We start from the raw sequence: 15,412 nt of genomic DNA, 5'->3' as shown, positions 1-15,412 counted from the left end.
CTCGGGACCGTTTCGACATCGTCCGCAGAATCTTTTTCTACGAACTGACAAGCGCTCGCAGGAGGCGCCGGGTGATCAGTCCGTCGGCCAGGCCCAGCTCGACCAGGTCGTCGAAGATCGCCTGGTCGGCCGCGGCGGCGCGGATACCCGCGTCGAGGATGCGGCCGGAGCGGGTGAGCTGTGCGGTGAGCGCGGTGTGCCGGAGGTGCTTGCCGAGCAGCCGGTTCGTCTGCCGGCGGTACGACGTACCGGCATCCGTACTGTCCTTGTGCAGAGCCTCGGCGACCGCACGGCCGGCCAGGAGACCGGTCGCGACGGCGTAGTAGATGCCCTCACCGGTCATCGGGTTGATCAGCCCGGCCGCGTCACCGGCCAGCATCACCGGCCCCGGCTGCGGATGCCAGAACCAGGTCGACAACGGCAGGTGATGACCCCACCAGGACTTCCCGCCATCGGTCGCCCCCGGCAGCAGCGCCTCGAGATTTGCGAGCAAGTCCGCCCGGGTCGGGCGGCCGGTCGTGAGCTGTTCGCCGTACCCGACGTTCGACCAGCCGTCGCCGCGATCGAAGGACCACGCGTACGACGGCTGCCGCCCCGGACCGTACGCGACCACCTGACTCGCGGCGCGCCCCGGCGGCGTCGGCGCGTACCCACGGATCGCGAGCGCCACCGGCCCCGCCTTCACCCCGAGATCCCGCCGTACGACGGAGTGCGCGCCATCCGCACCGACGACGAACCGGGCCTCGAGGTCGCCGTCAACGGTGATGGACCGTTTCGCGAGCTGGATGCCGCGGATCCGTCGGCGGATGAGGTCGGCACCCGCCGCCTGAGCCGCGTCCGCGAGGCGCTGGTCGAACACGGTCCGCGGCACCACCCAGTTCGGCCGGGCCATGTCCCGGTCGACCCCGACCTCACCGCGGGTCAGCGCGAACCGTCGTACCGGTGTCCAATCATCGACGATCCCGGTGACACCGACCTCGGCCAGCAGGTCGAACACGTGCGGCGCGATCCCGTCCCCACACGCCTTGTCCCGTGGGAAGTCGTGCCGATCCAGCATCAGCACCGACAAGGTGGGATCGACCGCCAACGCCCCGAGCGCCGCGGAGGCCCCGGCAGGTCCGGCCCCGATCACCACCAGATCCCACACAACGTCCAGTGTCGCAGCCGGATGGGTAGCGCGGACGCGACCTCAGGGCGGGTCTCAGAGGCACTGTGCCGGGGCATGCGAATCCCTAGCGTCGGTGGTGACTTCGAGGGAGGACCGATGAAACTGCTGCTGGTGTTGGCGCTGCTGTCGGGTACGACGGCCGCCGCGGAAGAGCCACCCACCATTCGATGGCACCACTGTCAGCTCAACCCGGCCGACGCCGAGGGCGCCGAGCTGGATCGCGCCGGGGCGGAGTGCGGTGAGCTGAAGGTGCCGCTGGACTACAGCCGGCCTGACGGGCCGAAGATCACCATCGCGATGTCGCGACTGAAGGCGACCGGCGACCGGATCGGCGCGATGGTGCTCAACGACGGCGGACCGGGCGGCCCGGGACTGAGCATGCCGTTGCGACTGCGGGTCACGATGAAGGAGGCCGGGTCGCGGTACGACCTGATCGGGCTGGACCCACGGTTCGTCGGCCGCAGTACGCCGGTGGACTGCAAGCTGCCGGTCGCGGGCTGGCCGTGGTCTGGCGGCAGCGACAAGACGTCGTTCCGGCGCGCGACGACGTTGCAGGCCGACATCGCCGCGCGGTGTGCGGACAACGCGGGATCGGTGCTGCAGTACGTCAACACCCGAAACACCGCCCGGGACATCGACCAGGTCCGGATCGCACTCGGCGAGCACAAGATCTCGTACCTCGGCTACTCGTACGGCACCTATCTCGGCTCGGTCTACCTGCAGCTGTTCCCGGGCCGGACCGATCGCGTCGTGCTGGACGGGCCGATGGATCCGGCGACGTACGGGCCGCGGCTCCTCCGCGGCATGGGTCCGGCGAACGAGGCCGCGCTCCGCGACTGGGCGTCCTGGGCAGCCGCGCGGAACACGACGTACCAGTTGGGTACGTCGACCGCGCAGGTGCTGGCGAAGGTCGACCGGATCTATCGAGCGGCGGCCGGCAAGGGACTGCGGATCGGCAAGCACACCCTCGACGACGGCTCCGTGCCGATGGTGTTGTTCGGACCGCTGGCCGATGACCGCGATCCGGCCCGGGCGGTCTACACGACGTTCGTACAAACGTTGCTGAAGGCCACCAACGCACCAGTGGAGCCCGGTGCCGAACTCGGGCAGTTCCTCGACGCCTTGCTGACACCGGCGCTGTCGCAGCTCGTGAGTGGGCAGGCCGCGATCGCGTGCGGCGATGTGGCAGTGCCACGCGACCCACAGGTGTACTGGCGCGACATCCAGAAGCACCGGCGCGAGGAGCCGTACTTCGGTTCGCTCACCCGGATGATCTCGCCGTGCGCCTTCTGGCCGGTGCGGCCACAGGAGCCGCCAACCCGGATCGCGAACACCGAACCAGCCCTGATCGTCGCGGCCGACGGCGACCCGCGCGCGATCTACGCGAACGCCGCCCAACTGCAGAAGGGCTTGACCGCGGCGCGCCTGCTGACCCTGAAGAACGCCCGCAAGCACGGCATCTTCGGTGAATACGGCAACGATTGCGTCGACGACCGGGTGGTCGCGTATCTCGTCAGCGGCCGGCTCCCGGCCACCGACCTCACCTGCTAGGTCCCCGGACGCTTACCAGGCTTGTGCGCACGACGGGACGACGTACGACGCGGACGCGGAACCAGCCGGTCGGCGTGGCCGGTGGACTCCGACCACGAGGTGACCGGACGGGCCTCGTCGAGATCCACGATCTTCGGCGGCGGCGGAACGAAGATGTGGATGGTCTCCTCGTCGTCCGGCGGTGGCGGTGGTGGCGCCTGGGCCGGCGCGGGCTTGGCGCGGGCGGCCGACTCCTTGCTCACTCGCGGCGCGGGTGCCGCCAACGCCACCGCGGCGACCGGGACGCGGACCCGGCGGCGCGGCAGCTTGGTGCGGAGCTCGAGGCCGAGCGCGTCGATCAGCTTGCGACAGGCAACGATCGCGACCGCGACCGCCAGGACTGTGAATCCGGCGAACAGCACCGCCTGACCGCCGGCCGACCAGTTCGACGGATCGGTCCGGCGCATCGCGGCGATCATCGCGACCACCACCGCATTGGTGATGCCGAAGGCAACTGCCACGCCGACCGTGCGGAGCAGCACCGGGCGCTCCAGGCCGACATCGTCGGCCGCCGCGACCAGACCGGCGATCAGCCCGGCCAGCACCGGCACGGTGTAGACCAGCGCGAGCGTGAGTCCGGGGCTGGCCGCCAGATAGAACACGTCGAAGACCAGGGCGGTCCCGGTCAACGCGGCCGCGAAACACACCACCATCGGCGGATACGACCGCACGATGGCAACCGCGTCCGCGGGCACCGTCCTGATCATCCGGAACGCCAGAACCACCGATCCATCCCCTCGCTCTCTCCCAATTGTGCAGGTACTCCGCACCGAGAGTGACATCCGGGCGTCCGCGAGTCTCCGGTTGACCGGAGCAACGAGAGCCGGCCGGGCCCGGGTGGGGTGGTGGCCACCCGGGCGACAGGGCCTACGCGGCGGCCGGGAGACGGGTGAGTCTGGCGCGAAGGTCGTCCAGGATCTTGCGCAGAACGCGGGAGACCTGCATCTGGCTGACACCGATGTCGCGGCCGATCTCGGACTGGGTCCAGCCCTCGATGAACCGCAACTGCAGGATGCGCCGCTCGCGCGGGCCGAGCTCCTCGAGCACCGGCTGCAGCATCTCCACCGTCTCCAGCTGGTCGATGGTGACGTCCTCGACGTCGGCGACGACATCGGCCAGCGTCAGCTCGGCGTCGACATCGGACGGCCGGTCCAGCGACAGCACGTTGAAACAGCCCTTCGCAGCCAGCGCCTGCTCGACCTCGGAGACCTCGACGTCGAGGTGCTCGGCGATCTCGGCCGGGGTCGGCTCGCGGTTCAGCTGCTGCTCGAGCAGCGGCAGCTTGGTCGCGATGGTGCCCTGCATCTCCTGCAGCCGGCGCGGGATCCGGACAGTCCACGCGCAGTCGCGGAAGTAGCGTTTCACCTCGCCCCGGATGGTCGGGATGGCGAACCCGATGAACGGCGTGTCGGCGTCGAGCCGGTAATGGTGAGCGGCTTTCACCAGGCCCAGATACGCGACCTGCTCGAGGTCATCGGCCTCGGCGCCACGGCCGCGAAAGCGGCGTGCGATCCCCCGGGCCATCTCGATGTTGAGCTCGACCACCTCTTCGAGCAGCTGTTGCCGCTCGGCTTCGTCGCTGCTCGCAGCCCTGCGTTCCATCAGTTGGCGAGTGGCTGCTTCCCTCGCAGCCCGATCGGCTGCGGTCGAACAATGAACGGGAACTTCAGTAGGACTGGTAACCATTGGTATGACCTCGCGACTGTCTGTCACGGCGTGGCACGTATCTGGACCACGGTCATGCCTGCGACAGCTCTGTACCCACAACTCCACACTTCATGCGCCCAGGCGCTGAGGCGAGCGTGATCTACGCCACCAGGCTCGCAGCTGCGCCGTGCCGGGCGTTCGCCGACGACGGGCGTGTCTCGCCGGGTGCCGGGTCGAGGAGGCGGATCGCGGTACCGGTGCGGTCGGCGAAGACGGCGTACCGGCCGAGTGGGCTGTCGGCCGGGCTGAGCAGCCAGTCGAGCGCGCGATGATGCTCGAAGAAGGTGTCGATGTCTCCGACGTCGTACACGCCGCCGGTGCCGAGCGCGCCCTCGGCGGGATCCCTGACCAGGGCGATGGTCGACTGCTGACCGCGCGGCCCGAGCAGGGCGGTGTCGTCACTCGGCCAGGCGATCGGCTCCAGACCGAGCTCCCGGTAGTAGTCCACGCTGGCTTCCAGGTGTTCGACCGGACGAAGTTCGAAGAGCAGTCTCATCAGTCAACTCCCTTTCAGCGGTGCTGGCGGTTCTGTCCTGATTGGCGGGCCTCGTCGGTGCGGGCCCCGACCTCCGAGATGCGGCCGGCCAGCGCCGGGTGGTCCTTCGTGAGCTGCTCGCCCGCGGCGGCCAGCGGTTCGAGCAGTGCAGCTGAGTCGTTGTTGCCGAGGGCATCGTGAACGGCGTCGACACTCGCCTGTGCCTGACCGTCGAGTCCGTCGAGTGCCGCGACCTGCCCGGCCAGCCGGCGAAGATCGGCCGCGTTGTCCTGGGCCCAGACCGCGACCGCTCGATCGCCGGCCCGCTGGTCCCGTGCGGCCTGCACCCGCTGCTCACGGTTCAGCTCTGGTTGAGACGCGTGGGGATTGAGCCGCAGATAGCGCCGTTCGGCCGCCTGCCTACTGGTGACCCCGAGCGCGGGCGCCAGTTGGATCCAACTGATGCCCGCGGCCCGGGCCGCCTCGATCAACCGCGGCTCCCAGCCGCTCAGCTGCTCGCGCAACTCACGCAGCCGCACCAGCGCTTCCAGCAACTCGTCCGCGGCGGGAGGAGCCTCCGCCTCGGGGACGTTCGAGGCGGAAGGCAGCCTCCCCAGCGCGTCCACCAGGTACTCGAGAGCCGCGGCCGGAGTGCGGGCATCGGCGTCAGGCTGCGGCATCTGACCTCCTGGAGTCAGGCGTCGATCTGTCTGGTGTCGCCGACCGTCTCACCGGTCACGGTCCGGCCGCCGGACTCGCCGCCGGCGATGGCGATCTTGCGCGGCTTGGCCTGCGCCGCGACCGGGATCTTCACGGTCAGGACGCCGTTCTCGTACGACGCGCTGATCCGCTCGGCGTCGAGGGTGTCGCCGAGGAACAGTTGCCGGGAGAAGACCCCGAGCGGCCGCTCGGCCACCTGCATCTCGACGCCCTCGTCCAGGGCCCCCGGACGACGCTCGGCCTTCACCGTCAGCACGTTCCGCTCGACGTCGAGGTCGATCGCGTCCTGGCTCACCCCGGGCAGATCGAACACGATCACGAACTCGTCACCCGACCGGTAGGCGTCCATCGGCATCGGGCTCGGTCGCGACCACGTGCCCGGCGTCACCGCGCCGGTCAACTGCTGGGCCAACCGGTCGAACTCCCGGAACGGGTCAGTGCGCATCAACATCGTCTCCACCTCCAGGTCCATTGACAGTCCGTCTGTCAACACGCACTGACTTATCTAGCATGTCATCGTTCCGTTGACAAGTACTCTGTCATCGAGCCATTGACACCGCATCCGCGTGGGTACCGGTTCACCATGGCGGAAAACGAGTGGTTGATCCGGGCGCCGGTGGCCGAGGTGTTCGCGATCCTGACGGATGGCTGGACCTACGCCGCCTGGGTGGCCGGGGCGTCCCGGGTGCGCGCTGTCGAGGAGGGGTTCCCGCAGCCCGGGTACAGCCTGCACCACTCGGTCGGCGTCTGGCCGCTGGTGATCGACGACAGCACGACGGTCCTGCAGTACGAACCGCTGCGCTTTCTGCAGTTACGCGTCCGCGCCTGGCCGACCGGCGAGGGCCAGGTCGAGTTCGTCGCCACCGACCGCGGCGGCGACTGCCACCTGGTGATGCGGGAGCAAGCCGTGAAGGGACCAGCGGCCGCCGTCCCCCAGAGCCTGATCGACCCGATCCTGCGGATTCGCAACCACGAGACCCTCCGCCGGCTGGCTCTGCTGGCCGAGAAGAACCATTGAGATCGGGGCAGGCGGGTACCGGAAACGCATGACGACGCAAGGTTCCGTGTGGCTGGCGACCGCAACGATCCCGGAGTACGACGGGATCCGGGCTGACAAGCACGCCGACGTCGTGGTGGTCGGCGGTGGCGTGATCGGACTGACCACCGCGCTGTACCTCCAGCAGGAGGGCGCGGACGTCGTCGTGCTGGAAGCCGGTCGCGTCGGCGGGCGGACGAGCGGCAACACCACCGGCAAGGTCACCTCGCAGCACGGCGCGATCTACGCGAACCTGCTCGACCGGCACGGTCCCGGCAAGGCCGGCGAGTACGCGGCCGCGAACCAGGCCGCCGTCGAAGAGGTCGCCGCCCTGGTGCACCGGCACGGTATCGACTGCGAACTCGCCCGTACGCCGGCCTTCGTCTACTCCGCCGTCCCCGATTCACCGCTGCGTCGCGAGGCCGATGTCGCGGCCGCGCTCGGACTCCCGGCCCGCTTCGTCGACCCGGAGGAAGTCGGCCTGCCCGTGAAGATCGCCGAGGCGGTCCGTTTCGACGATCAGCTCCAACTGCATCCGGCCCGCTACCTGGCCGGTCTCGCGACGGCATTCACCCAGGCCGGCGGCCGGATCTTCGAGAACAGCCGGGTGAACGAGCTCAACACCGACCACGACATCCAGGCAGTGACCGCCCAAGGACCGTTGGTCCGTGCCAACCACGCCGTCATCGCGACCCTGCTGCCGATCGGGCTCACCGGCGGGTACTTCGCCCGGACCCGGCCGAGCCGGTCCTCCGGCATCGCCGTACGGCTGCCGGTCGAAGCACCGCCCGGTATGGCGATCTCCGTCGACTCACCGGTGCGGTCGACCCGCCCGTGGCCCGGCGGCGGCCCGAACGGGCTGATCGTTGTCGGTAGCAACGAAGAGAGCGACCCCGAGTCGACCTATCAAGGTCTGATCGACTGGGTCGGAGCGGCGTGGGGCTACGACGCCGTCCCCGATTACCGCTGGTCCGCCCACGACTACGGCACACCCGACCTGCTCCCCTTCGTCGGCAAGGCGCCGGGGACGCCGATGCTGGTCGCCACCGGTATGCACAAGTGGGGACTGAGCAACGGAACCGTCGCCGCCGGCATCCTCCGCGACCTCATCCTCGACCGCCACAACCCTTCGGCCAAGCTGTACGACGCCGGCCGCATCGGCGACGTCCAGGCCGTGGCCAAACTGGTGAAGGACAACCTCCACGTCGGCAAGGAGTTCGCGACCGGCCACCTGGACCGACTGAAGGGCGGCCTCGACCACCTCGAGGTCGGGCAAGGCGGTCTGCTCACCCTCGACGAGGGCGGTACCGTCGGCGCCTACCGCGACCACGACGGCAAGCTCCACACCGTCCGCCCGGTCTGCACCCATCTCGGCTGTCCGCTGCATTGGAACCCGGCCGACACCACCTGGGACTGCAACTGCCACGGCTCCCGCTTCACCTACACCGGCGCGGTCCTCGACGGCCCGACCACGAAACCACTCGACATCCCGAGCTGACACGCGCAAGGCGCGCGTCCCGGAGTGGGACGCGCGCCTTCGTGGTCGCTGAGGTGGTCAGCGTGATCGCTGAAGCGGTCAGCCCTTCTTGGCGATACCCGCCATCAGGATCCGCTGGTACGGCTGCAGGTCCTCCACCGCCGGGATGTCGGCGTCGGGGTCCTCCGGGAACCAGCGGGCCAGGAAGTCCAGGCCCGGCGGGACCAGCGGCATGCCGAGGAAGTGCTGCTCGATCCGCTCCGGGGTCCGGATCCACCCGTTGCCGAGGCTCTCCAGGCCGGCCCGCTCCATCCCCTTCTGCAGCGGCTCACCGGTGTCGACGAAGTCGGTGATGAACAGGTAGCTGCCCGGGACGAGCGCGTTCATCAGCGTCCGGACCCACTCGTCCGGCTTCTCGTCGTCGTGGAAGTGCATGTGAATCCCGACGACCATCAGCGCGATCGGACGGCTGAAGTCCAGGTGGTTCTTGATCTCCTCGTTGTCGAGGATCTCCTGCGGCCGGCGCAGGTCCGAGGTGACCACGATGGTGCTGTTGTTGGTCGCCAGCAGCGCCCGGCCGTGCGCCAGCACGATCGGGTCGTTGTCGACGTAGGCGACCTTGGCGTTCGGATTGATCTCCTGCGCCGCCTCGTGGGTGTTCTTCTGCGTCGGCAGACCGCTGCCGATGTCGAGGAACTGGTCGATACCGGCCGTGCGGGCCAGGTAGTGAACACCCTTGACCAGGGCCTCCCGGTTCTCGATCGCACAGCGACCGGCGTCCGGGACGTACTTCAGGTAGAGCGCCGCGCCTTCCCGGTCGGCGGCGAAGTTGTCCTTGCCACCAAGCAGGGCGTCGTAGACGCGAGCGATGGTCGGTTGGGAAGTGTCGAACTCCGGGTTGGGATCCGGAGCGTCGGAAGTCGCCATCGGCGCAGCCTTCGTGTCGGGGAATCTTGGAAGTAAGAGTAGGGCAGTTGCGGACCTGTTGGAGCACTGGTTCGGCACTGCGCGTGTGTTGGTCCGAATGTCGGCCGAACTACCTGATTCGTCAAGCAGGGAAGCCTTTTCGGATCACCCGAAGGTCCTGACAAATCAGTCGCTTGCAGGAACTTCACCGACAACCTTCCCCCTCCGCGCGCCGCCCAATCGCCGGCAGTCCTACCGGCCCCGCAGTAGTACAGCGTCAGTACTACTCCTCCGGCCGCCTCTCGGCCACCTCTCACCGGCATCCCGAGTGCTGTGTCTTCCGGCGCTCTCGAGTACTGCGTCCCGGCCCGGCTCACGACTCCTCCGGCTTTGGGCGTCGTACCGGCGGAAAACGGTCACGAGCGGCGACCAGGCAGGGGGCGACACGGCGTGTTCAACCACGCGGCGTAACGGGGCGGACACATCGGCGCCAAACGTGTACGATGCAAATGCAAGGCCAAATGCACGTGCATATGCCAAAGACGTACGGAAGGTGCAGCTGATGACTGCTGTCTACAACGGCATGCCCGGCGACGCGATGAGCGGGCTGATCTGGCGGAAGAGTCAGCGGAGTGGGCCGAACGGCAACTGCGTAGAGGTCGCGAAGCTTCCGGGCGGCGGTGTGGCGATGCGGAACTCGCGTCACACCGACGGACCGGCGCTGGTGTTCACCAAAGCCGAGATCGAGGCGTTCCTCGGCGGCGTTCACGACGGGGAGTTCGAGTACCTCGTCTGACCAAACCGGAAAGCAAGAGGCCCCTTCGCCAGGCGAGTGACGAAGGGGCCTCTTCCTGTCTGCGGTTCTTCAGGAGGGCGGCACACCGCTGTGTACGGCCATCGCCGCGGACTCCGGCGTGGGTCGCCGCCGCGACCGATCGAGCGCCGTACCAAGTGCCTGAGAACGACGAAGGCCGACCCTCCGGCGAGGGTCGGCCTTGGTGTTACCCGGGGCGGGTGCGGACTACTGGACGGTGAGCGGCCAGAGCTGCTCACTCGGCAGCTCGGACGCCGTACCGCCGGCCGAATTGTCAACGGTGATTCGCAAACCGGTGAACTTCGGCGTCATCACCCGCTGGTACCGCGAGGCACGGTCGGGCTCGGCGACATACTCGGCGATCAGGTGGTCTCCCAGCCAGATCCGCACCATTTTTCTGCCTCCTGCTGCTCTGTCGGTGGTCATGGGGCCAGGCTCACGATCGGGTCGCCGTCGAGGTGACGCACGCCGCGCAACCAGCCCTCGAAGGCCCAACGCTGTTGCTCAGGGCAACGCGCAACCAGTTCCTGGATCTCCCGCTCGGTCAGCTCGTCGGGCGCGCGTCCGCTCACGTCGGCGGTGCGCTCGGCTGCCTCACTGTCGTCGTCGTTCATCGACTCGGGTTCCCCAACCAGTCGTGCCGGCGCTTGCGCCACCAGCGGTCTGTAGGACCGGCCTGCCGGATCACGCGATGTCACGTTTCGCGAGATTCAGCTCACCTTCTGTGCATGAATCAATCATGGCGTCGGCACGCTACGAATGCAAGCGCCCGATGCACGTGCATCCGCACGTTTTCCAGTTCGTGACCCGAAAACCTCGTTTTCCGCCTGCGGACGGTCCCCCCAAGGCCCGTCGAACAGTGTTCGGCGGAGGTTGAGCCGGTCGATTTGTCCTAACAAAATGGCGTTGGTGGACTCGTTCGGCACTACACTCCGTGACCAGGTTGCGAGCGGTGCGCGGCGATATGTAAGAACTTCGGCAGATTGCCGTTCGTCCATGCGATGATGTCTCCCTGCGGGCGATGTCGCCGCTGATCTGAGCTGCTGGGGGCCGTGGGAGGTGGGTGTGACCGAGTCGGGCGCGCAGAGCGGGCCGACTGCGCTTCGGATCATCCTCGGAGCGCATCTGCGGAGGATGCGGGATGCGGCGGGGATCAGCCGCTCCGACGCAGGCTGGGAGATCCGTTCGTCGGAGTCCAAGGTCAGCCGGATGGAGCTCGGCCGTGTCGGCTTCAAGGAGCGCGACGTCAGCGACCTCCTCACTCTCTACGGTCTGGACGACGGCGAGGAGCGCGACCGGCTGCTGGCGCTGGCCCGCGACGCGAACAACCCCGGCTGGTGGCACCGCTTCGGCGACGTACTGCCCAGCTGGTTCCACTCCTATCTGGACCTCGAGTCAGCCGCCCAGCTGATCCGTACCTATGAGCTGCAGTTCGTCCCGGGTCTGCTGCAGACGCCGGAGTACGTGCGCGCCGTCGTCCAGCTCGGCCGCGGTCTGATCCCGGCCGAGGAGGTCGAGCGCCGCGTCGCGCTGCGGGTGAACCGGCAGGAGATCCTCCGCCGGCCTGACCCGGTGCGGCTGTGGGCGGTCGTCGACGAGTCGGTGCTGCGCCGGCCGATCGGCGGGGTGAAGGCGATGCGCCTGCAGCTGGAGCACCTGCTCGAGGCCACCCACCTGCCGAACCTGACGCTCCAGGTGATGGAGTTCGACGGTGGCGGTCACGCCGCGACCGGCGGTGCGTACAGCATTCTGCGTTTCCCCGAGCAGGACCTGCCGGACATCGTCTACATCGAGCACCTCACCAGTGCGCTGTACCTGGACAAGCTCGAGGACCTCGACCGGTACACGGCCACCATGGAAGCTCTGTGCGTCGCGGCCCCGCCGCCGAACAAGACGCGCGACATCCTGGCCCGGATCCTGCGCGACTACGACGACTGACGTCAGCTGTTGTCGATCAGCCAGGTGACCAGTGGCTTGGTCGCCTGCCAATCGGCGCGGACCAGCTGCGCGAGCTCCGGCGTGTGGATCACCGGCTCGAAGCCGTAGGACTTCGCGACCGTCAGGGATTTGTGCCGGAGCAGCTCGATCCGCGGGTGGTCGGGGTCGTAGCCGCGCGGACTCGTCTTCAGCCGGTCGCCACCGACCTCCCAGCCGGCCGCGGTGAGGTCGGCCAGCAGGCGCTCGAGCTGCTTGCCGCGGCGGTCGTCGTCGATCGCCGCCCGGACCCGGCCGAGCCGCTCCGAGCTCGCCTCGTAGAAACCGGCCGCGACCCGGACGCCCGGCGCGGAGATCTGCACGTACCAGCCGGTGGCCGGCGCGACGTCGATGAACGCACCCTGGTGGGTCTTGTACGGCGTCTTGTCCTTGGCGAACCGGACGTCGCGGTACGGCCGGAACAGCTTCGCCGGACCGAACTCCTCCTCGAGCTCCGCCAGCAGCGCCGCCATCGGGACGCGGACCGACTCCTCGTAGACGTGCTTGTTGGCCGTCCAGAACGTCTTGGTGTTGTCCATCTCGAGGTCGTCGTAGAAATCCAGCGCAGCGGCCGGGAATCCGGTGAAGCTCATGCCGCCACGATAGATCGGCCTGATTGCGTCCGCGCCGCGTGGGGTACCGGGAGGGTCTGCCAACCGATCAGGTGCGCCGGCAACAACCTGGCGCATGCCGGCGCACCGCTCACCTCAGGCTGCGGAAGAAGGCTCGGATGTCCTCGGCCAGGAGCTGAGGCTGCTCGAGGGCGGCGAAGTGGCCGCCGTGCGGGTGACTGGTCCAGCGAACGATGTTGTCGGTGCCGGCGACACGGTGGCGCAGCGGGATGAAGTTGTCGTGGGCGAGATCCAGGAGCGCGGTCGGGGTGCTCGACGGCTCAGGCGGTTGGCCCCAGTACGGCGCGTGCGCGCGTTCGTAGTAGATGCGTCCCGCCGATCCCGCCGTCCGGGTGAGCCAATAGAGCATCACGTTGGTGAGCAGCAGGTCGCGGTCGACCGTGCTCGCCGGATCCGTCCATTCCTCGAACTTCTCGGCGATCCACGCCAGCTGGCCGACCGGTGAGTCGGTGAGGGCGTAGGCCACGGTCTGCGGTCGCGTCGACTGCAGGTCGGCGTACCCCTGCCGCTCCTTCAACCACTCCGACTGCCGCCGCCATGACGCCCAGGTGCGTTCACGCTCGGCCGGGTCGAGCGGTTCCAACTCCTCCGGTGTCGGTTCGGAGGTCGCTCCGGCGCCGGGGATGAGATTGAGGTGTACGCCGATCACCCGGGCGGCGTCGATCCGCCCGACTTCCCGTGAGATCCCGGCACCCCAGTCGCCACCTTGTACGCCGTACCGGTCGTAGCCCAAGCGGGTCATCAGTTCGGACCAGGCCCGGGCGACGCGCATGAACTCCCAGCCGGTCTCGCGGGTCGGCCCGGACAGGGCGAAGCCGGGGATGCTCGGGATCACCAGGTGGAAGGCGTCGGCCGGATCGCCGCCGTACGCGCGAGGATCGGACAGCGGACCGGCGATGTCGGTGAACTCGACGATCGACCCCGGCCAGCCGTGGGTGAGGATCAGCGGTGTCGCGTCCGGGTCGGGCGAACGGATGTGGGCGAAGTGCACGTTCGCGCCGTCGATGGTGGTCGTGTACTGCGGCCACTCGTTCAACCGCTTCTCGGCCTTGCGCCAGTCGTAGTCGTGACGCCAGTACGCGACGAGTTCCTGGAGATAGTCCTTCGGTACGCCGTACGCCCAGCCGACGCCAGGCAGTTCGTCCGGCCAGCGGGTCAGGTCCAGCCGTGCGCGCAGGTCCGCCAGGTCGCTCTCCGGCACGTCCAGCCGGAACGGTTCGATACTCACCTCAGCAGCCTGACGCGGCGGCCGCCGTACCGCACCTGAATTCAGGCGCGGACCTTGTCGCGGACCACCTTCACGGCCGCCGCGGCGATCAGGCAGAGCACGCCCGCACTGATCACGATGGTCACCAGCGTGCCGGCCCCGTTCAGGGCGTTGTCGCACGCCATCGGGGTGATCCCCGCGGCCGGCTGGAACGCGGAACCGCAGTCGGTGCCGCCGGCCGAGACCGACCGGAAGCCGAGCGCCACTCCGCCGAGCAGGAGAACCACTCCGGCGATGGCGAGAATCTTGTTCAGCGTCGTCACGGCGATCCAGGCACCGCTGATCGTGGGCATGCCGACGGCACGCCCCGTGAGCCCCGTTGCACTTCGTTCACTCCTGACCCTCGACTGACCACCCTGATCGAACTTACGGTCCGGCGCCGGATCCTCCACACCCGAGCAGGCAGTCAGCACTGATTCTTCACACAGTCCTTACTCAGGACATGACCGGTGGTGACGATCGTCTCAGCGCGCGCTGTGACCCCGATCACGCACCCCTTCGTAGCCGGACCTCCGCGGCTACTTCTGACGGATCGCATCCAGCAGCAGATCGAGGTGACCGCGGTGCTGCGCGGTCTCCTCGATCATGTGCAGGTAGATCCACCGCAGACTCACCAACTGGTCCCCGAACGAAGCCCGAGCCGCCAGTACGTCGAGCGACTCGACCCGGGCGGTGATCTGCCGACTGGCCTCGCACGCGGTGAGATAGAGCTCCCGGATTTCGGCCACCGAGTCGTCGGCCGCCGAGTGGAACTCCCAGTCCGGATCCTGGTCGAACCGCGCCGACCGCCACGGCTCCGCGCTCGGGGCGTCGAGCAACTTGTGGCTGAACCACAGGTCCTCCATCGCCGCCAGATGCTTCACGATCCCGCCGACGGTCAACTCAGTAGCCGGCAACATCTGGCTGGCCGCCTCCTGGTCCGTCACTCCCTCCAGCGCCCGCACCACCTCCGCCCGGTGAAAGTCCAGGAACTGCTCCAGCGTCGTGCGCTCGTCGGCGGCCACCTGCGGGTAGTCGGTCATGAGCACAGTGTCCCGGGGCCGCTTGGCGTGTCGCGACCGGATGGCCTAGGCTCGACGTATGAAGAGTTCTGCAGATGTGCAGAGTGTGGATGCTTGCAACGTGAAGCTCGTGGATCCGGATCGGGTGGCGAGCGTCAATGCCAGGATGCCCGCCGAGGACGACGTGGTCGACACGGCTGATGTGTTCAGCCTGCTCGGCGACCCGCGGCGGCTGAAGTTGCTGGTCGCGCTGCTCGACGGGGAGCTCTGCGTCTGCGATCTCGCGGCTGTCACCGGGATGAGCGAGTCCGCGACGTCACACGCGCTGCGGCTGCTCCGCGCGCACCGGGTGGTCGCCGTACGGAGGGATGGCCGGATGGCGTACTACCGCCTGGACGACGCGCACGTCCGGATGCTCGTCGACCTCGCCGTCGCGCACACGGAGCACACCGACGCCATTCACCCCGAGCGGTCGGACGCATGACGGTGCTTTTGGCCGGGCCTCCGGCGCCGGCAGGGTCATGGGGCTGTTGCTCCCGGCCTTCCCTCGTCGCTCCAGTCGCTGTGCATATTGGCACGCCTCCGGCGCGCCGGGTCATGGGGCCTTGGTTCCCGGCCTTCCCTCGTCGCTCCGGTCGCTGCGCT

The 15,412-nt window shown here is 68.5% G+C and carries 19 protein-coding genes; 6 read left to right on the top strand and 13 right to left on the bottom strand.

Annotated features, from left to right (window positions below):
- Positions 1-37 precede the first annotated feature (37 nt).
- Complete coding sequence (locus tag ACGFIF_RS16050) at positions 38-1,147, bottom strand: NAD(P)/FAD-dependent oxidoreductase (protein WP_393155105.1); 1,110 nt, start codon at positions 1,145-1,147, stop codon at positions 38-40.
- 117 nt (positions 1,148-1,264) lie between these two features.
- Here ACGFIF_RS16050 and ACGFIF_RS16045 point away from each other — a divergent pair, with 117 nt between their 5' ends.
- Positions 1,265-2,719: an alpha/beta hydrolase gene (locus ACGFIF_RS16045; RefSeq protein ID WP_393155103.1), complete on the top strand. Its 1,455-nt coding sequence runs from the start codon at positions 1,265-1,267 to the stop codon at positions 2,717-2,719.
- Here the strand turns inward: ACGFIF_RS16045 and ACGFIF_RS16040 are convergent.
- From ACGFIF_RS16040 to ACGFIF_RS16020, 5 genes are all read right to left on the bottom strand, one after another.
- On the bottom strand, positions 2,716-3,483 hold the full coding sequence (locus ACGFIF_RS16040) for a hypothetical protein (protein ID WP_393155101.1): 768 nt from the start codon (positions 3,481-3,483) through the stop codon (positions 2,716-2,718). The genes ACGFIF_RS16045 and ACGFIF_RS16040 overlap by 4 nt on opposite strands.
- A 142-nt stretch (positions 3,484-3,625) precedes the next feature.
- Positions 3,626-4,360 carry a sigma-70 family RNA polymerase sigma factor gene (locus tag ACGFIF_RS16035; RefSeq protein WP_393155099.1) on the bottom strand — a complete coding sequence of 245 codons (735 nt, stop codon included), beginning with the start codon at positions 4,358-4,360 and terminating at the stop codon, positions 3,626-3,628.
- A 205-nt stretch (positions 4,361-4,565) separates the two neighbouring features.
- Complete coding sequence (locus ACGFIF_RS16030) at positions 4,566-4,961, bottom strand: VOC family protein (protein ID WP_393155098.1); 396 nt, start codon at positions 4,959-4,961, stop codon at positions 4,566-4,568.
- A gap of 14 nt (positions 4,962-4,975) precedes the next feature.
- Positions 4,976-5,620 (bottom strand): hypothetical protein, encoded by a 645-nt coding sequence (locus tag ACGFIF_RS16025; protein WP_393155096.1) that lies wholly within the window; start codon positions 5,618-5,620, stop codon positions 4,976-4,978.
- Positions 5,621-5,634: 14 nt separating this feature from the next.
- A complete protein-coding gene (locus tag ACGFIF_RS16020; RefSeq protein WP_393155095.1) occupies positions 5,635-6,111 on the bottom strand; it encodes an Hsp20/alpha crystallin family protein in 477 nt (158 codons plus the stop codon).
- Positions 6,112-6,243: 132 nt separating this feature from the next.
- Between ACGFIF_RS16020 and ACGFIF_RS16015 the strand changes: the two genes are divergently transcribed.
- Positions 6,244-6,678, top strand: a complete 435-nt coding sequence (locus tag ACGFIF_RS16015; RefSeq protein WP_393155094.1) for an SRPBCC family protein — start codon at positions 6,244-6,246, stop codon at positions 6,676-6,678.
- Between the two features lie 28 nt (positions 6,679-6,706).
- The gene (locus ACGFIF_RS16010) at positions 6,707-8,194 is read left to right on the top strand and encodes an FAD-dependent oxidoreductase (protein ID WP_393155093.1); all 1,488 of its coding nucleotides are present in this window, start codon (positions 6,707-6,709) and stop codon (positions 8,192-8,194) included.
- 78 nt (positions 8,195-8,272) lie between these two features.
- Here ACGFIF_RS16010 and ACGFIF_RS16005 read toward each other — a convergent pair whose 3' ends face one another.
- A complete protein-coding gene (locus ACGFIF_RS16005) occupies positions 8,273-9,100 on the bottom strand; it encodes an SAM-dependent methyltransferase (protein ID WP_393155091.1) in 828 nt (275 codons plus the stop codon).
- A gap of 541 nt (positions 9,101-9,641) precedes the next feature.
- Between ACGFIF_RS16005 and ACGFIF_RS16000 the strand changes: the two genes are divergently transcribed.
- Positions 9,642-9,875 carry a DUF397 domain-containing protein gene (locus ACGFIF_RS16000; protein ID WP_132210945.1) on the top strand — a complete coding sequence of 78 codons (234 nt, stop codon included), beginning with the start codon at positions 9,642-9,644 and terminating at the stop codon, positions 9,873-9,875.
- Positions 9,876-10,100: 225 nt separating this feature from the next.
- Here the strand turns inward: ACGFIF_RS16000 and ACGFIF_RS15995 are convergent, their stop codons facing one another.
- Entirely contained in the window at positions 10,101-10,286 is a 186-nt protein-coding gene (locus tag ACGFIF_RS15995; RefSeq protein WP_132210946.1) for a hypothetical protein, read from the bottom strand.
- A 29-nt stretch (positions 10,287-10,315) separates the two neighbouring features.
- Positions 10,316-10,507, bottom strand: a complete 192-nt coding sequence (locus ACGFIF_RS15990) for a hypothetical protein (protein ID WP_393155089.1) — start codon at positions 10,505-10,507, stop codon at positions 10,316-10,318.
- A gap of 451 nt (positions 10,508-10,958) precedes the next feature.
- Between ACGFIF_RS15990 and ACGFIF_RS15985 the strand changes: the two genes are divergently transcribed.
- Positions 10,959-11,831, top strand: a complete 873-nt coding sequence (locus tag ACGFIF_RS15985; RefSeq protein ID WP_393155088.1) for a helix-turn-helix domain-containing protein — start codon at positions 10,959-10,961, stop codon at positions 11,829-11,831.
- Positions 11,832-11,833: 2 nt separating this feature from the next.
- On the opposite strand, the gene ACGFIF_RS15980 is transcribed toward ACGFIF_RS15985, so the two are convergent.
- The 4 genes from ACGFIF_RS15980 to ACGFIF_RS15965 all read right to left on the bottom strand — a co-directional run bounded on the left by ACGFIF_RS15980 (position 11,834) and on the right by ACGFIF_RS15965 (position 14,788).
- Positions 11,834-12,460 carry a DUF2461 domain-containing protein gene (locus tag ACGFIF_RS15980; RefSeq protein ID WP_393155086.1) on the bottom strand — a complete coding sequence of 209 codons (627 nt, stop codon included), beginning with the start codon at positions 12,458-12,460 and terminating at the stop codon, positions 11,834-11,836.
- A gap of 109 nt (positions 12,461-12,569) precedes the next feature.
- Entirely contained in the window at positions 12,570-13,727 is a 1,158-nt protein-coding gene (locus ACGFIF_RS15975; RefSeq protein ID WP_393155084.1) for an epoxide hydrolase family protein, read from the bottom strand.
- A 41-nt stretch (positions 13,728-13,768) separates the two neighbouring features.
- The gene (locus tag ACGFIF_RS15970) at positions 13,769-14,059 is read right to left on the bottom strand and encodes a hypothetical protein (protein WP_393155083.1); all 291 of its coding nucleotides are present in this window, start codon (positions 14,057-14,059) and stop codon (positions 13,769-13,771) included.
- A gap of 225 nt (positions 14,060-14,284) precedes the next feature.
- Positions 14,285-14,788 (bottom strand): DinB family protein, encoded by a 504-nt coding sequence (locus ACGFIF_RS15965; RefSeq protein WP_393155082.1) that lies wholly within the window; start codon positions 14,786-14,788, stop codon positions 14,285-14,287.
- A 58-nt stretch (positions 14,789-14,846) separates the two neighbouring features.
- On the opposite strand from ACGFIF_RS15965, the gene ACGFIF_RS15960 reads away from it, so the two are divergent.
- Positions 14,847-15,251 (top strand): ArsR/SmtB family transcription factor, encoded by a 405-nt coding sequence (locus ACGFIF_RS15960; protein ID WP_393155081.1) that lies wholly within the window; start codon positions 14,847-14,849, stop codon positions 15,249-15,251.
- Positions 15,252-15,412: the final 161 nt, after the last annotated feature.

Source organism: Kribbella sp. NPDC049174 (genome assembly GCF_043197365.1).
Taxonomy (GTDB): Bacteria; Actinomycetota; Actinomycetes; order Propionibacteriales; family Kribbellaceae; genus Kribbella.
This window is presented reverse-complemented; position numbering and strand designations above follow the sequence as displayed.

Bases quoted from the DNA above. Each gene is read 5' to 3' on its own strand.
- ACGFIF_RS16045 (WP_393155103.1), top strand. From the start codon at position 1,265: ATGAAACTGCTGCTGGTGTTGGCGCTGCTGTCGGGTACGACGGCCGCC.
- ACGFIF_RS16035 (WP_393155099.1), bottom strand. From the start codon at position 4,360: ATGGAACGCAGGGCTGCGAGCAGCGACGAAGCCGAGCGGCAACAGCTG.
- ACGFIF_RS16030 (WP_393155098.1), bottom strand. From the start codon at position 4,961: ATGAGACTGCTCTTCGAACTTCGTCCGGTCGAACACCTGGAAGCCAGC.
- ACGFIF_RS16025 (WP_393155096.1), bottom strand. From the start codon at position 5,620: ATGCCGCAGCCTGACGCCGATGCCCGCACTCCGGCCGCGGCTCTCGAG.
- ACGFIF_RS16020 (WP_393155095.1), bottom strand. From the start codon at position 6,111: ATGTTGATGCGCACTGACCCGTTCCGGGAGTTCGACCGGTTGGCCCAG.
- ACGFIF_RS16015 (WP_393155094.1), top strand. From the start codon at position 6,244: ATGGCGGAAAACGAGTGGTTGATCCGGGCGCCGGTGGCCGAGGTGTTC.
- ACGFIF_RS16010 (WP_393155093.1), top strand. From the start codon at position 6,707: ATGACGACGCAAGGTTCCGTGTGGCTGGCGACCGCAACGATCCCGGAG.
- ACGFIF_RS16005 (WP_393155091.1), bottom strand. From the start codon at position 9,100: ATGGCGACTTCCGACGCTCCGGATCCCAACCCGGAGTTCGACACTTCC.
- ACGFIF_RS16000 (WP_132210945.1), top strand. From the start codon at position 9,642: ATGACTGCTGTCTACAACGGCATGCCCGGCGACGCGATGAGCGGGCTG.
- ACGFIF_RS15995 (WP_132210946.1), bottom strand. From the start codon at position 10,286: ATGGTGCGGATCTGGCTGGGAGACCACCTGATCGCCGAGTATGTCGCC.
- ACGFIF_RS15990 (WP_393155089.1), bottom strand. From the start codon at position 10,507: ATGAACGACGACGACAGTGAGGCAGCCGAGCGCACCGCCGACGTGAGC.
- ACGFIF_RS15980 (WP_393155086.1), bottom strand. From the start codon at position 12,460: ATGAGCTTCACCGGATTCCCGGCCGCTGCGCTGGATTTCTACGACGAC.
- ACGFIF_RS15970 (WP_393155083.1), bottom strand. From the start codon at position 14,059: ATGCCCACGATCAGCGGTGCCTGGATCGCCGTGACGACGCTGAACAAG.
- ACGFIF_RS15965 (WP_393155082.1), bottom strand. From the start codon at position 14,788: ATGACCGACTACCCGCAGGTGGCCGCCGACGAGCGCACGACGCTGGAG.
- ACGFIF_RS15960 (WP_393155081.1), top strand. From the start codon at position 14,847: ATGAAGAGTTCTGCAGATGTGCAGAGTGTGGATGCTTGCAACGTGAAG.